Origin of the sequence: Nocardioides sp. LHG3406-4 (assembly GCF_049897745.1) — a bacterium.
In the GTDB taxonomy this organism is placed as follows: domain Bacteria; phylum Actinomycetota; class Actinomycetes; order Propionibacteriales; family Nocardioidaceae; genus Nocardioides.
This window is the reverse complement of sequence record NZ_JAFCWV010000002.1, coordinates 187036-202401: the sequence shown is the minus strand read 5'-3', so window position 1 is coordinate 202401 and position 15366 is coordinate 187036. Positions and strand designations below refer to the sequence as shown.

The following is a 15366-nucleotide window of genomic DNA, read 5'->3' as shown; positions in this document are numbered from 1 at the left end:
CGTGGTGTCCTCAGTCGTCGGATCGCGGTCGTGCGACGCGGCTGCGTCGCGACAACCAGCGTCCGCGCGACCACCGACGAGCACGGCGACCTCCGGGACGGCCTGTGGAGAACGCGCCGCGAGGGCTGGCTGTGGACGGGTTGCGGCCCGAGACGACTCAGTGCATGGCCGCTGCCAGGCCCGACCGCGCTGAGGAGTACGCCGCGAGCTCGGCCTCGACCGGCTCCACCACCAGCTCACGGGACACCTCTGAGATCGCCCCACGCAGCCTCTTGTCGGCCGTCCGCGCCCGGCTGCGGGCGGTGAGGCCCACCAGCACCCGGCACACCAGCCCGAGCAGCACCCCCAGCAGCACCCCACCGACCAGCATCAGCGTCGGAGCGGCGAAGCCAACCACCTCGGGAGTCGGCACGTTGTCGATGCGCAGGTAGGCACCGAAGGCCAGCAGCCCGAGCCAGACCGCCCCCGCCACGGCGGCGAGGATGAGTGCCCACTGCAGCACGCGCACTAGGCCCGCCCAGACCGGGATCCTGGCAACGCCGAGATCGGATCCGGCCAGCGCCTTGTCGAGGCGGTCGCCGAGGTCGTCGAGACGTCCGGTCGACGCGCGGCGCACGGCGTTGGCCCACGGCCGCGCGAGGCCCTCCGACACCTGGTCGGCGAGTGCACGCACCTCCGTGTCGACCCTCGCGCGCTGCACCTGCGTGGCCTGGGGCACCGATGTGCGGGCCGTGCCGGCCAGTGCCTTGCCGGCGCTGCCGAGGTCGAGGTGGAGCCGCTTGAGCGGGTCGGGCTTCAGCTTCGAGAGCCACGAGGTGACGGGCCAGCCCGTGGCACGGTTGGCGCGCATCCTGGTGGACTCCTCGACGGCCTTCACCACGGTGGGTACGCCGGCGGCCTCCGCGAACGCGTCGTCCAGCGCGGCGATCCGGTCCTTGGCCAGCCCGCGTGCCTTGCCGTCGCCGGTGACCTCCTGCAGACGCGACGCCGCGCCCTTGATGTCCGCCTCGAGGCGCTGCTTGGTGGCCTTCTTCGCCGCGACGCGCTTGGCGATCTCGGCACGGAGCTCGTCGATCCCCCAGCCCTCGCGGGCGCTCACGGCGAGCACGGGCACCCCGGCCAGGCCGTCAGCGGCGAGCAGTCGGCGTACGTCGTCGAGCATCGCCTCGCGACGTCCCTCGGGCACCTGGTCGATCTGGTTGAGCACGACCAGGACGACCTCCTGGTGGTTCGCCAGCGGCGCGAGGTAGCGGTCGTGGACCGCCGCGTCGGCGTACTTCTGCGGGTCCAGCACCCACACGAGCGTGTCGGCGAGCTGGACCAGCCGGTCGACCTCCAGGTGGTGGGAGACCTCGGTGGAGTCGTGGTCGGGCAGGTCGAGCAGCACCACCCCTTGAAGGAGGTTGTCCTCGCGCCCGGTGGAGAGCAGCGAGTCGCGGGTCACCTGGTGGCGCGAGGGGATGCCGAGCCACTCGAGCAGCTCTGCGGCACCTGCGCTCCCCCAGACGCACGCGGTCGCCCACGACGTCGTGGGGCGGCGTACGCCGACGGCCGAGAGCTCGAGCTCGGTGAGCGCGTTGAAGGTCGACGACTTGCCGGAGCCCGTGGCGCCGGCGATCGCCACGACGGTGTGGTCGGCGGAGAGTCGCAGCCGGCCGGCGGCGCGCTCGGCGACGGCGCTCGCATCGTCGACCACCTGGTCGTCGACGCGACCTCGCGAGGCCGTCACGGCCTGCTCGAGGCCGGCGATGCGCGCACCGATGTCGGAGCCGCGGCTCACCAGCTTCTTGGCTCCCTCGAGCACGGACGTCATGGTCTCCCTCGCGGCGGTCCGGTATTGACGGGCAAGCCTATTGTGTCCGGGCCGATCCGCCCGATTCCGGCTTCTCGGTGGGTCGTTCGGCTATTCCTTGCGCTGCGCCGCGAACCTCAGGTCGTCGACGCGTCGCGACGCCTGCCTCAGCGCGTCGGGCCCGTCGACGGTCACGGCGAGAGCATCGAGGAGGTCGAGGTAGCGACGCCGTTCGGAGTCCAGCAGCTCCCGCACGCGTCGCTCGAGGTCCTTGCGGGCCCGCTCGGCGAGCGTGCGGACGGCCTGGTCGCCGAAGACCGCCTCGAGCAGCTTCTGCCCGAGCACCGCCGAGCCACCCGCGATGCCGGCCTCGGCGCCGGTGAGGCCTGCGGTGTGTGCGAAGACGACGACCATCAGCGCCACCGACAGGCCGTTGACGCCGAAGGCCAGGAACCTTGCGGTGGATCGCTTGTCCGCGCCCTCGGTGCGGACCATGTCAAGCACGTCGGCCTGCCAGTCGCGGACGGCGCGCTCCGCCTTGCGCCGGAAGTCGCGCGAGGCCCGGCCCAGGTCCTCACCGGCGTCGGTCAGCAGCGCCTGCCCGGACGCCATCGACTGCCACGATCCCTCGGCGCGCTCGGCCGCCGTCTCGGCGTGCTCGAGGATCAGCGTCTCCAGCCCCGACTCCACGGCCACGGTCACCCGCTCGGCCTGCTGCGGCTTGCCGCGCACGGCGTTGACGATCCGGTCCCGGATCCAGCCGACGCGATTCTCCAGCGACCTCAGCAGCTCGCCGGTGCCGACGAACTCCTGCCAGCGCGCGAGCACCTCGCCGCGCAGCAGGGTGCCGTCGGCCGACGCCTCCACGATCTCGTCGACGCTGGCGTCGTAGGCCTTGTTGGCGTCCTCGCGCAGCCGGCGTACGGCGTCGACCTGCTCGGTCGCGGCGTCCGCCACCGAGTGGGTGCGGCGGGTTATGGTGCGGATCGCGCCGTCGAGGGTCTGCTTGACCACCGCCGTACGCGCCTCGGCGTCGGCGGCGAGCGACTCGAGCCAGCCCCGGATGTCGGCGACGGATGAGGCCGGCAGCAGGCCCTCGTCGTTGACACCGCCCTCGGTGACGGTGAAGAGCGGGGAGTCCTTGAGGCCGCGGCTGGCGAGCATCCGGGCCAGGTGGGTCGACACGGTCTCGACGGCGTCGGGCGGCGTGCGGTCGAGCACGATCGCCACGGCGGCCGACCGCTCGGCGGCCTGGCGGAGGAACTCCCACGGCACCTGGTCGGCGTAGCGCGCCGCCGAGGTGACGAAGAGCCACAGGTCGGCGGCCGCGAGCAGCTGGGCGGCCAGGGTCCGGTTGCGCTCCTCGACCGAGTCGATGTCGGGGGCGTCGAGGATCGCCAGACCGGCCGGCACCTCCTGGGAGGCGACGAGCTGCAGCGCCTCAGGGTCGTTGGTCGAGCGGGTGACCCGCTCGAGGTCGGGCAGCAGGCGGTCCTGGCCGAACCAGTGGGCGTCGGCGGGGTTGTGCACCAGCACCGGTGAGCGGGTCGTCGGACGAAGCACGCCCGGCTCGGTGACGCGGCGACCCACGAGGGAGTTGACCAGCGTCGACTTGCCGGCACCCGTGGAGCCGCCGACCACCGCGAGCATCGGGGCCTCGATGGTCATCAGTCGCGGGATGACGTAGTCCTCGAGCTGGTCGACCATCTCGCGCTGCGCCTGGCGCTGCGTCACCACCCCGGGGATCTCCAGGGGCAGGGCGACCTCTTGCAGCGATCCGCGCAGCCGGACCAGCGCCGTGAGCATGCGCGTGCTGTCGGCGTCGCCGCCGGTCTTCTCGGCGGCCCCGGCAGCTGCGGATTCGGTGGGAGGAGTCTCGCTCATCGGGTGGGTACCACCTGTCCGGGAAAGGAGATGTAGGGACGAACGGCGCCGAGCCGGTCGACATATTGCTGTCCGCGCACCGAGAAGTCGGGGGGCGGCGTGCCTCGAAGGTACCGATGATGCAGGAAGCCGAGCTCCACGGCGGCCTGTTGGTAGTCGCGCATGGCGCGCTCGCCCTCGTCGCCCGCGACCTGACGGGCGTGGGCACGGCCCGCCCGACGGGCGCCGAGGTCGACCAGCCAGGGGATGTCGGTCGCCGGCAGGAGTCCGCGCCGGGCGGCGTCACCGAGCGCGGCGGCGAGCATGCGCTTCTCGGAGCGGCGCCGCCAGACGGCGAAGGCCGTCACCGCCACGAAGGCGGGCGCCATCATCGTGACGTAGACGGTGGCGAACCCGTCGGCGCCGCCCAGGGTCGCGGAGTTCCACAACCCGTGGGCGAGTACGGCGACGGCATAGCCCGCCAGGGGCAGGAACCAGCGGCCGAGGCCGGTGCGGCTGGCGACGGCGAGCCCGACCCCTATCCCGGTGAAGGCGGTGAAGAGCGGGTGCGCGAAGGGACTGACCAGGCAGCGCACCACGAAGCTGTCGGTCAGCGCCTCGGTGCCGCCCGGGCCGATGCCACCGGTGCCGTTGTAGGCCGCGGCGAGGTAGAGGATGTTCTCGGTGAACGCGAAGCCGATGCCGACCAGGCCCGCGTAGACGATGCCGTCGAGCACACCGTCGAGCTCGTGGCGGCGCCACCACAGCAGCAACAGGAGGAAGAGCCCCTTGGTGGCCTCCTCGGTCACCGGCGCGACCACCGCCAGCATCTGCATGTCGTCGAAGCCGCCGACCCAGCCGCCCACCCCCTGCAGGAGCAGCGCCGCCGCGGTCGCGACGACGGCGCCCCACACGAGCCCGGCGCCCAGCAGGCTGCGCGGCTCGGGCTCGTAGCGGTCGAGCCACAGGTAGCAGCCGACGAGCGGACCCACCGGGAGGGCCGCCAGAGCGGTGGCCACCAACAGCGAGTCGGGAGCCCCCGACAGCGCGATGATCAGGCCCATCGCGAGCGCCCCGAGCAGCGAGAGCACCGTGACGACGACGGTGAAGCCGACACCGTCTCGACGGGTCTCTCGACGGTACGCGACCATGCGCCGCAGCCTATCCGAGCAGCGCCGCAGCGGGCGTAGAGTGCCTTTCGTGACCGACCAGACACCTCAGGCCGCCAGCGAGCCCACCAGCGAGACCGGTGCCGCCGTCACCGACGAGCTGCACACGGAGTCGCACGACCCGGCCGTGCCGGCGGCCTACGCCGCCTTCATGCGCACCGGGTGGGGCGATCGAGAGCTCGACCTGCCGCCGCATCCGATCACGTCGTACGCCGAGGCGCGCCGAGCCAGCCTGGCCGAGGCCTTCCCGGGCGAGCGCCTGGTGCTGCCTGCGGGGTCCTTCAAGGTACGGGCCAACGACACCGACTACCGCTTCCGGTCAGACACAGCGCACACCTACTTCAGCGGCAACCAGACCAGCGACGCCGTGCTGGTCATCGACGGCGGCGAGTCCACGCTCTACGCCCGGCCGCGGTCGTCGCGCGACACCGACGAGTTCTTCCGCGACCGGCAGTACGGCGAGCTGTGGGCGGGCCGCCGCCCCTCGCTCAAGGAGATCTCCGACTCGCTCGGCCTGACCGTCAAGCACATCGACGACCTGCCCGAGGCGTTGTCGGGGTCGGGCAAGACCCGCGTGCACCGGGGCCTCGATGCACGCGTGGACGGCCTTGTCGGCGCCGACTCCTCGCGCGACGACGAGCTCGCGCGGGTGGCCTCCGAGCTGCGACTCCTTAAGGACGACTGGGAGGTCGCCGAGCTGCAGGAGGCCTGCGACGTCACCACCCTGGGCTTCGAGGACTCCGTGCGCGAGTGGGACCGCGTCCTCGAGTTCGGCGAGCGGTGGCTCGAGGGCACCTTCTTCCGGCGCGCCCGCGCCATGGGCAACGACATCGGCTACGACTCCATCGTCGGCGGCGGCAGGCACGCCACCACGCTGCACTGGATCGACAACACCGGACCCATCACGCCCGGTGAGCTGGTGCTGCTCGACATGGGCGTCGAGGGGCGCAACCTCTACACCGCCGACGTCACGCGCACGCTTCCGGTCGACGGCAGGTTCACCCCGGTGCAACGCGACCTCTACGACCTCGTCCACGCCGCGCAGCAGGCCGGCATCGACGCGGTGCGCCCCGGCGTGCCCTTCCTCGCCGCCCACAACGCCGCCATGGACGTGCTCGCCCACGGCCTCGACGACCTGGGCCTGCTGCCGGTCTCGGCGGAGGAGGCGCTCGACCCGGACTCGAAGGTCTACGCGCGCTGGACCCTGCACGGCACCTCCCACATGCTCGGCATGGACGTGCACGACTGTGGCCGCGCCTCCGCCGACGTCTATCCCAAGGGCGACCTCGCGGAGGGCATGGTGCTCACGGTCGAGCCGGGGCTCTACTTCCAGGAGGACGACCTGCTCGTGCCCGAGGAGCTGCGCGGCATCGGCATCCGCATCGAGGACGACATCCTGGTGACGGCCGACGGCTCGCGGAACCTCTCCGCGTCGCTGCCGCGCACCTCCGCCGAGGTCGAGGAGTGGATGGGCCGCCTCCGCGGCTGATCCATGCAGTGCCATCATCACGACGCCCACCGGTGTGGTTCGTGCACCCTGCTGCAGGTCGCGTACGCCGACCAGGTGAGCGACAAGGAGGCCCACTGTCGCTCACTGGTGGCTGCGCCCGGGCTGACCTGGCTGCCCCCGGTGACCGGCCCGGAGTCGGCGTTCCGCAACAAGGCCAAGATGGTCGTCGCGGGCACCGTCGACGAGCCGACGATCGGCATCCTCGACGCCGCGGGTGAGGGAGTCGACCTGCGCGACTGCGGGCTGCACTCCCCCGGCCTGCAGGCGGCGCTGCCCGTGCTCTCTTCGTTCGTCACGACCGCCCGGCTGACGCCGTACGACATCGCGGAGCGGCGCGGCGAGCTCAAGCACCTGCTCGTGACCGAGGCGCCCTCCGGTGGCCTGATGGTGCGGCTCGTGCTGCGCTCGCAGGAGCCGGTGACGCGGATCCGCAAGCACCTGCCCGCCTTGCAGGCCGCCCTCCCACGGCTCTGCGTGGTGTCGGTGAACCTGCAGCCCGAGCACAAGGCGGTGCTCGAAGGCCCGGACGAGATCGTGCTGACCCCGGCGGAGACCTTGACGATGCGGATCGGGGACCTCGACCTCCACCTGCGTCCCCAGTCGTTCTTCCAGACCAACACCGAGGTCGCCACCGCGCTCTACCGCCAGGCGCGCACCTGGGTCGACGCCGTCGCGCCGGCCTCCCTGTGGGACCTCTACTGCGGCGTCGGCGGCTTCGCCCTCCACTGCGCCGCGCCCGGTCGGACAGTGACGGGCATCGAGGTGAGCGCGCCGGCGGTCGAGTCGGCTGGGCTGTCCGCTCGCCAAGCCCGGCTGCCCGGGGTCTCGTTCGTCGCGGCGGACGCCACGGCGTACGCCCTGGGAGTCTCGAGAGCCCCGGAGCTGGTGATCGTGAACCCGCCACGCAGGGGCATCGGCGCCGACCTGGCGACGTGGCTCGAGGCCTCAGAGGTGGGGCACGTCGTCTACTCGAGCTGCAACGCCGAGTCGCTGGCCCGCGACCTCGCACTGATGCCGTCGTTGCGGCCGGTGGAGGCCGTGCTGCTCGACATGTTCCCGCAGACGCGGCACTACGAGGTGATGGTGCTGCTCTCGCGCTGAGCGCCGGCGTGCACGTGTACGTGCAGGTTGCTTGGAGTCCTGGTAGCGGCCGAGGTCGGTGAGCACCGCCGCCCCGTCGTGCCCGAGCTTCACCATCCCCGCCCCTGGTCCCGGTGTGAGGAACGCCAGCGACGAGCCTCGAAGGCGAGGCCTCGCGCCCGGCCCTACCGCTTCCACCAGCCGCAAGTGAACGCCGGCACTCGCGGCCAGATAGGTTTCGCAGCGTGGATGAAGTCGCCTGGATCGAGGCCCGCACGCTCGACATCGACACCACCCGGGAGACGTGGGCTCTGGCCGCCCGCCACGTCCTGGCCGACACGGCCGGCGACTATCACGCGGTCATCACCGTCGCCGACCTGGCCGAGGCTGTGCAGCAGCGCACGCGCATCCGTACCCGCCACGCGGCCTCCCTCTGGCTCGGAGACGTGCTCTACCGGGTCGCGAGGGCGTGCCACGGCCGCGGCGAGCCGCTCCTGGGTGCGCTCTGCGTGGGACCGGACGGGCGGATGAGCGACTGGTACTCCGACACCGTGGCCACCGTCCGCGGTGACGCCATCGCCGACCCGGAGCAGCACGCGGCCGAGGAGCGACTGGACTGCTATCGATTCCACGGGGCCGAGCTGCCACCCGGGGGCGGCGTGCCCTCACTCCCACCTCGACGGGAGCCCGTACGACGGGCACCCGACACGAGCCGCGCCACCCGCTCCGCTGCACCGGCCGCCCGGCGTACGACGACCGCCCGCAAGCCCGAGCCGGCACCCGCACCTCTCTGCCCCACCTGTTTCATGGTGCTGCCCTCGACCGGGGTCTGCGACAACTGCGACTGAGCCCGTGGCGTCGCGGTCTCCGCTCGGGACACGTCCACGGGGTGGGTGGTGGGGCCGTCGGCGCTCGTGCTCCCCTCACCCGACGACGACCGCCCGAAGTGGACCGTCGACCTCCAGCGCAACACGATCAGGATCCCGCGATCCCGTTGAGCCGTTCGGCGGGCGATCAGCCAGGTGTGTGCGATCCGGGTATCAGGACCCGGCTGGCACCCGGCCGTCGCGCCGGCCGCGACGGCCCTTGATCTCGCCATGGTGCTCGACGGACCAGGCGGCGAGCTCCAGGACGCTCGAGAGCAACGACTCCCCGAGGGCGGTCAAGGTGTACTCGACGCGTGGCGGCACCTCCGCATAGGCGGTCCGGGTGACCAGGCCGTCCCGCTCCAGCTTGCGCAGCGTGAGGGTGAGCATGCGCTGGGAGATGCCGGGGATGCCGTAGGCGAGATCGGAATAGCGCCTCGGCCCGGCCTCGAGAGTGCCGATCACCAGAACCGTCCACTTGTCTCCGATGAGATCCAGGATCTCGCGGATGAAGTCGGCATCAAGGTCGCCCCACTTGGCGCACGGGCCAGGAACCTCGCGAACGTTCCTGCGGACATTCTTCGCCGCCATCTCGTCTCCTCCACGCACATCAAGGTGCCTTTTGTAGCGGCCTCGATTCTGACACATCATGTGGTTACGAACAATTAGTAACCAAGGAGCTGTCATGAAAGTCGAGTTCTGGTCCGACATCATCTGCCCGTGGTGCGGGCTGACCGAGCACCGCCTCGGTGCTGCACTCGAGAGATTCCCCCACCGCGACCAGGTGGAGGTCGTTCATCGCTCGTTCCCCCTCCACCCCGACCTGCCACGGGAGGGAGTCACCCAGCGCGAGCTCTCGCGGAGGTACGGCATGACCCCCGCGAGCACCGAGCAGGCCCTCCGGCCGATCGAGGTGCTGGCCGAGCGTGAGGGCCTGAAGCCCTACGCCGCCCTCGACCGCACGCTGGGGCCCACCGACTACCTGCACGAGCTGCTCGCTTTCGCCACGGAGAAGGGCATGCACGCCACCGCCTGGCGCGCCGCCTTCCGAGCCCACTTCGGAGAGGGACGCGACCTGTGGACGATCGACCAGGTCGTCTCGTTCGCAGAGGAGATCGGGCTCGACCCCGTCGAGGCTCGTGAAGCCGTCGAGAGTCGTCGCTACCGCCCCTGGGTGGAGCGGGACCAGAAGGAGGCCCAGGACGTGGGCGCGCGTGGGACACCCTTCCTGGTCGTGGACGGCCGACGCACCCTGTCGGGTGCCCGGGACACAGACGGGATCCTCGCCCTGCTGCACGAAGCCTGGGCGAGCAGGACGCCGTCCGAGGTCACCGACGAGGCCGGCGGCATGTGCCTTCCGGAGGACGGCGTCTGCCTGCCCGACCGAAGGGCCACCTCATGATCTCCGTCAAGAGCCTCGTAGGCCATCTGCGTGCCGGATCGGAGAGGCGGCAGGTGACCTCGCCTCGGCGGATGTCGGCATCGTCAACGTCGAGGGCTCGAGCACCTCGCGTTCTACAACGCGGACGCTGATCGGAGGACGGCGAAGACGACGAGCGGCCCGCCGGTGTCTCCGGCGGGCCGTCCGTGTCGGGGCCGACGTCACGCGTCAGCCGTTGTGATCAGCCGTCGTGGTCAGCCGAGGGGATCGACGCTCCGGGGACCTCGGCGGGACCGTAGACCTCCGGGTCACCGGGGTAGGGGGTCGTCCAGCTGTGCGTCTCGTACCACGTCCAGCGGTTCATCTGCTCGGGGTGGGCGTAGTCCGCGATGGCGCCGTTGCCGGTCAGGTGCTGCTGAGCGATCCACTTCTCCCACGCCTTGGCCAGACCCTTCTCAGGCCCGGGTACGACGGCCCTCTTCGCCTCGGCGGCGTTCAGGTCCTTGGCGGCCTGGCCGGAGAGGCCCAGGGTGTCCAGGCCGCAGGCCGGGGGTGTGGCGATGCTCTCGGTCAGCGGGACCTGGTTCGGCACCGCCGTGAACGGCGTGTAGTCGGGCTTGTGCTGGAACGCGTCGAACATCGGCGTGGCCGCGGCGAGCTTCTGGTTCAGCGGCTGGGCGCCGAGGATCTGCTCGATCGTGCGCACCAGGGTGATCTGCGAGTAGAAGGTGCTGTCGACGGTGCGGTGGTTGGCCCAGGGACTGATGATCTGGACCGGGGCGCGGTGGCCGTCGACGTGGTCGGCGCCGTTCTGGCTGTCGTCCTCGACGACGAAGATCGCGGAGTCCTTCCAGTACTTGCTGTGCGAGATCTTGTCCACGATCTTGCCCACCGCGAGGTCACCGTCGGCGACCTGCGCCCGGGGGCTGACCGGTCCCCCGGTGTGGTCGCTGGAGAGCCAGAACATGTTGAGGTTGGCGGGACCGTTCTGCTCGAAGTCCTGCTTCCAGATCTGGTAGCGGTAGAGGTCCGGGACCGATGTGTCGAACATGGGCGAGTCGTGGTTCGAGATCGCGTTGAGCGACGGGATCGGCGACTGGGTGTTCACCCGGATCTTGGGATCGAGCAGCTGGGCCGGAGCGCCGCCGTCCTCCACGCTCGTGCTGGCGCAGTAGTACTGCTGCCAGGTCGCGCCGGCCGGCTTGTTCTCGAACATCATGAACTCGCCGAAGTTGCGCGCGCTCCCCCCGGCGGCCTGAGCCGCCGTCCACAGGAAGCCCGAGCGCTGGTGCCCCAGCGCGTCGTCCTCGGTGTCGTAGCTGCGCGTGTACTCGCCGGCGCTGGACTCGGTGTACTCGGGGTTGTCGCCCTGCATCAGCCAGTTGTGGCCCTCGGCGGAGTTGGTGCCGATGTCGTAGAGGTTGTCGTAGAGGCCGAACTGCTTGGCGAGGGCGTGCTGGTTGGGGGTGACCGTCGCGCCGAACTGGGCCAGCGAGGGGTCGCCGTTGCCGCGCTGGTCGTCGCCGTACACCTGGTCGTAGGTGCGGTTCTCCTTGACGATGAGGAAGACGTGCTTGATGGTCGACGGGTCGCCGACCCGCTTCGGGACAGGGACGGCGTGGGCCTTCTTGCCCTTGGCCTCCTTGACGTCGTTCTTGCCCCAACCGTTCTGGGAGAAGACCGTGGCGACGCTGTCAGCGATCTCCTGGTCGCTGGGCAGCGTGAAGCGGGTCAGCGAGGCGGTGGTGCTGTGCGTGCCATGGCCCTTGGCCGGCGTGGTTCCCGTGCCTGCGTTGAAGGTGATCTCCGGGCCCCGAGCGTCGATGCCGCGGGTGTTGGTGACGACGACCTGGTCACCGACGGTCGCGACGCCCGACGGGTAGTAGTCCGTCGGAAGCAGGCCGATGTAGCTGACCGGCTCCTGGGGGTCGCCGTAGTAGCGGTAGACGGCGACTGCGTTCGCTCGGCCGAGGGTCACCAGCAGATGGCCGTCCTCGGTCAGGGCGACGCTGTTCGGCGCATAGCCCACGGTCGACGACGGCCACGGCTTGGTCTCGATCGTCTGGACGACCCTGTCGCTCTCGGTGTCCACCACGGAGACGGTGTCGTCGAAGGTGTTGGTGACGAAGAGCGCGCCCTTGGTGACCATCATCGACGTCGGATGGAGACCGACGTCGATGGAGGTCACGGCCGCGGAAGGCTGCGCCGTGTCGACGACGCTCAGCGTCCCTGTCGTCGACGCGCCGGTCACCGGGTCGGCCGGCACCTGGGTGCCGTAGGAGTTGATCGTGGTCTCGCCCGGCTGGGCGGGGCGGCCACCCTCGTTGCTGACGTAGAGCTTGTTTCCCACCAGGGCGAGGTCGCGGGGCGCGGTGCCGACGTTCCAGCTCTGCTTGATGGCACCGGAGGCGGGGTCGAGCGAGACAACGCGGTTCTGGCCGTTGACGGCGACGTAGAGCGTCGAGCCGTCGGCGGAGTAGATCGACTTCCCCGTCAGCGCGGACCGGCCCTGCACCGCCGCGATCGGAACGGTGGTGGGGGCGCCCAAGGAACCGTCCGGGCTCACCGGAAAGCGGGTCAGTCCGTTCTTCTGGGGCAGCCAGAGGAACTTGCCGTCGGGCGAGTACGTCGGGCCCTCCTGACCGACACTGGCGTCGGTGAGCCGCTGGTTGACCCCGGCGGCGGTGCCGACTCGCCAGATGAGCCGGTAGGTCGACAGGTCGAAGATCTGCAGTACGACGGAGCGGTCCGTGCTGGTCGCGGCGAGGAACCGCCCGTCCGGGCTGACCGTCGAGCCCATGAACTTGCCGTACTCCGTCATGAGGCGCTCGCCGATCGGCTTGATGACTTGGTCGGCCGACACCTGGATCCCGTCGGCGTACTCGGTGCCGACCTGGTGCTCGCCGAAGATCGCGGTGTTGGCGTAGGCCACTCCTCCGCCGGCGACGGCGAAGGCCGACACTGCGGTGACCAGGAGGCGGACTCGCCGCCGGTGGCCGAGAGGCGCCAGACGGCGCCGCGTGACGCCTCTGCGTTGACGCGTGACGTTCATGGATCAGTCCTTCCAAGAGGTGGTGAGCAGGTCGATGGTTCCGTCGAGCTGCCAGAGGGGGTTGGGGGCGTCGCCGTACGGAGCCCGGATCTGAAAGAGGCCGTTCACCTCCTTGGGTCCGTCGCCGTCGGCGACGTACCGCCCGTCGGCGGTGACGTCGAGCTGGTAGCTCGCGGACCCGACGGCGGTGGCGCCGGGGAGATGCCAGGACACGACGCACCGCCAGTCGTTGCCGGGACCCTCGTCGGTCACCCGGCCGCCGCCCTTGTCGCAGGTGGCACTCGTGCGCAGCTGTGCCTCCGTGACCGCCGGCCGGTTCAGCTCCTGGGCCTGGAGCTTGTAGAGGTGGGCGTACGCCGTCGCCAGCGACCGCTCCAGCTTCGGCCTCTCGATCCCCGATCCGGTGGCCGGCGTGGCGATCGCGACCACGAGCACGGACACCGCGGTGAGAGCCACGAGTGGAAGCACTCCGCCCACGACGAGCCGCCGGCCCGAGCCGTCGTTCGCCTGGCCGGTGAAGTCTCGGCGTACGAAGAGCAGGAAGGCCAACGCGGTGGCCGCGGCGGCCCACGTCAGGGCGACGATGATGCCGACCACCAACGGACCGGTCTGTGCGGGCGCCGTGAAGAGACCCCGCCAGGCGATGAACCCCTGGCTCGGCAGAGCGAGCCGCACCACGACCGGCAGCGGCAGCAGCTGCGCGACCGCCAGCAGCACGGCGAGCACCGCAGGCATCAGGAGCCCCATCGGCGACCGCCCCATCGCCACCGAACCCAGCAGGCCGACCCCGGCGAAGGCCAGCGTCGGCGCCAGCACGCACAGCCAGGCCAGCAGAACTCGGCCCGCTGCCTCCGAGCCGCTCAGCACGTGCCCGTCCAGACCGACCAGCGGCCGGTTCCCGGCCGAGGCGAGCCCGCCCACGACGCCCGAGACGGCCAGGCCGACGACGAGCAGCATGATCACCGACGCACTGGCAAGCGCCTTCGCGAGGAAGATGCGCCGTGGCGATCGGACCGTGACCAAGAGGTGTCGCCACGTGCCGAGCCGGTCCTCCACGGCGAAGACGTCGCCCGCGACCAGGGACGTCAGCAACGGAAGGGCCCAGCTGCAGGAGAAGGCGAGCACGACGAGCGCTCCTGACCAGCCCGTCGCGTTCATCCACCGGCCGAAGACCGTGTCGGCGGGGAGCGAGCTCTGCTGACTGACCACGGCGATGAACGTCCCGGGCGCGATCCAGCAGGCCAGCAGCAGGATGCGCAGCCGCCACTCCGACAGCAGCTTGAGGAGCTCGAAGCGGTAGCCCTGCAGCATCGGCGCTGGGCGTACGGCGACCCCGGGCTGCGCGGTGGCCACACTCATCGGAGATCCTCCTCGCTCGTGGTGAGCTCCGCGTGGCTGCCCGTCAGCGCCAGGAACGCCGCCTCGAGCGGTGCCATGACCGGTGCGAGCCCGCGGACCGCTACGCCGGCGCCGACGAGGCGGACGACCAGCTCGTCCAGTGCCGGGACGGGGCCGCGGACGACGAGCGTGTCCGGAGCCTGTGGCAGATGCGTGTCACCACCGGTCGCGAGGCGGATCCCCGGCGTCTCGCTCGCCACCCGCCGAGCGGCGCTGGGATCTGAGGTCCGCACCCGGTAGTCGAGCTCCGCGCCCTCCGCCTCGAGCTTGCTCATCGGGCCGGAGAAGACCACCCTCCCCGTCGCGAGGATCGTCACCTCGGAGCACAGCGCTGCGAGGTCGTCCATCCGGTGGCTGGAGAGGACGACCGCGCTGCCGGCGGCGGCAAGGGCTGTGATCACCTCGTGCACGCGGCGGCTGCCTGCGGGGTCGAGGCCGTTGGCCGGCTCGTCGAGCACCAGCAGCCGGGGGCGCGTGATCAGCGCCGCCGCGAGGCCGAGACGCTGCCGCATGCCGAGCGAGAACCCACGGACCCGGTCGTCGGCGACCTCGGTGAGACCGACCTCCTCCAGCGCCTCGGCGACGCTCGCCGCGCCGTACCCGCGAAGCGAGGCCACCGCGGAGAGGTTCTGCCGCGGCGTGAGCGACGGATACAGGTCGGGCCCGTCCACGAAGCCCGCGACCCCGTCCGGCACCGCGAGGATCCGGCTCACTCGCGTCCCCAGGACCTCCAGGTCACCGTTGTCGGCGACCGCGAGGCCGAGGAGCAGTCCGAGCAGGGTCGTCTTCCCTGCTCCGTTAGGACCGATCAGCCCGTGTGCCTGACCCACGGCGATGTCGAGGTCGACGTTGTCAAGTGCGACGACGTCGCCGAAGGACTTGCTGATCCCGCGAGCCCGGACTGCGGGGGTGTGGTCCATGTGCTCCCCAGGAGGTTGTGAACGCTGCCAGAAGCAACGTAGGGACCTCGTCTTTACTTTGCTGCTGCCGAAGGCGAACGTTCGGCGAACGGGATCCGACCGGTAGGCACGCGTGCAGACGGCACAGCCCCGGAGCGCAGCCGGAGCTCGGCGGGCGCGACGGATCGCGAGCTCTCACCTGCGTTGAGAGGCGCTAGCACCCGCTACATGACCGTCGACCCGGCATGTTCGACCCGGTGCGCGAGAACGCTCCGTCGCATGCGACCACCGCGCCGACGGGCTGCCGCCGAGCCTCTCCGCGCTGCTCTACGCCGGTGCGCGGCCTGCTCTGACGC

At 71.1% G+C, this 15366-nt stretch carries 11 protein-coding genes; 4 read left to right on the top strand and 7 right to left on the bottom strand.

The features are described 5' to 3' along the window. Positions 1–157: 157 nt before the first annotated feature. The 3 genes from ACP7BP_RS06975 to ACP7BP_RS06965 form a co-directional block, all read right to left on the bottom strand. Positions 158–1813 (bottom strand): YfjP family GTPase, encoded by a 1656-nt coding sequence (locus ACP7BP_RS06975; protein ID WP_426243828.1) that lies wholly within the window; start codon positions 1811–1813, stop codon positions 158–160. Between the two features lie 90 nt (positions 1814–1903). After that, complete coding sequence (locus ACP7BP_RS06970; RefSeq protein WP_426243826.1) at positions 1904–3676, bottom strand: dynamin family protein; 1773 nt, start codon at positions 3674–3676, stop codon at positions 1904–1906. Beyond that, positions 3673–4806, bottom strand: coding sequence for a PrsW family intramembrane metalloprotease (locus tag ACP7BP_RS06965; protein ID WP_426243824.1), 1134 nt, complete (start codon positions 4804–4806; stop codon positions 3673–3675). Before ACP7BP_RS06965 ends, ACP7BP_RS06970 begins: the two co-directional genes overlap by 4 nt. Positions 4807–4855: 49 nt before the next feature. Between ACP7BP_RS06965 and ACP7BP_RS06960 the strand changes: the two genes are divergently transcribed. The 3 genes from ACP7BP_RS06960 (at position 4856) to ACP7BP_RS06950 (ending at position 8262) form a co-directional block, all read left to right on the top strand. Then, positions 4856–6313: an aminopeptidase P family protein gene (locus ACP7BP_RS06960; RefSeq protein WP_426243822.1), complete on the top strand. Its 1458-nt coding sequence runs from the start codon at positions 4856–4858 to the stop codon at positions 6311–6313. Between the two features lie 3 nt (positions 6314–6316). Next, positions 6317–7435: a 23S rRNA (uracil(747)-C(5))-methyltransferase RlmC gene (gene rlmC / locus ACP7BP_RS06955; RefSeq protein ID WP_426243820.1), complete on the top strand. Its 1119-nt coding sequence runs from the start codon at positions 6317–6319 to the stop codon at positions 7433–7435. A gap of 224 nt (positions 7436–7659) precedes the next feature. Continuing rightward, positions 7660–8262, top strand: coding sequence for a hypothetical protein (locus ACP7BP_RS06950; protein ID WP_426243818.1), 603 nt, complete (start codon positions 7660–7662; stop codon positions 8260–8262). A gap of 192 nt (positions 8263–8454) precedes the next feature. Here ACP7BP_RS06950 and ACP7BP_RS06945 read toward each other — a convergent pair whose 3' ends face one another. Next, positions 8455–8871 carry a winged helix-turn-helix transcriptional regulator gene (locus ACP7BP_RS06945; RefSeq protein ID WP_426243816.1) on the bottom strand — a complete coding sequence of 139 codons (417 nt, stop codon included), beginning with the start codon at positions 8869–8871 and terminating at the stop codon, positions 8455–8457. Between the two features lie 94 nt (positions 8872–8965). Between ACP7BP_RS06945 and ACP7BP_RS06940 the strand changes: the two genes are divergently transcribed. Beyond that, positions 8966–9682: a DsbA family oxidoreductase gene (locus tag ACP7BP_RS06940; protein WP_426243814.1), complete on the top strand. Its 717-nt coding sequence runs from the start codon at positions 8966–8968 to the stop codon at positions 9680–9682. Positions 9683–9902: 220 nt separating this feature from the next. On the opposite strand, the gene ACP7BP_RS06935 is transcribed toward ACP7BP_RS06940, so the two are convergent. From ACP7BP_RS06935 to ACP7BP_RS06925, 3 genes are read right to left on the bottom strand one after another with little or no spacing between them, the layout of a single operon-like run. Beyond that, positions 9903–12713: an alkaline phosphatase family protein gene (locus ACP7BP_RS06935; RefSeq protein ID WP_426243812.1), complete on the bottom strand. Its 2811-nt coding sequence runs from the start codon at positions 12711–12713 to the stop codon at positions 9903–9905. 3 nt (positions 12714–12716) lie between these two features. Next, entirely contained in the window at positions 12717–14072 is a 1356-nt protein-coding gene (locus ACP7BP_RS06930; RefSeq protein ID WP_426243810.1) for an ABC transporter permease, read from the bottom strand. Beyond that, the gene (locus tag ACP7BP_RS06925) at positions 14069–15031 is read right to left on the bottom strand and encodes an ABC transporter ATP-binding protein (RefSeq protein WP_426243808.1); all 963 of its coding nucleotides are present in this window, start codon (positions 15029–15031) and stop codon (positions 14069–14071) included. The genes ACP7BP_RS06930 and ACP7BP_RS06925 overlap by 4 nt, the downstream gene beginning before the upstream one ends. Between the last annotated feature and the right edge of the window lie 335 nt (positions 15032–15366).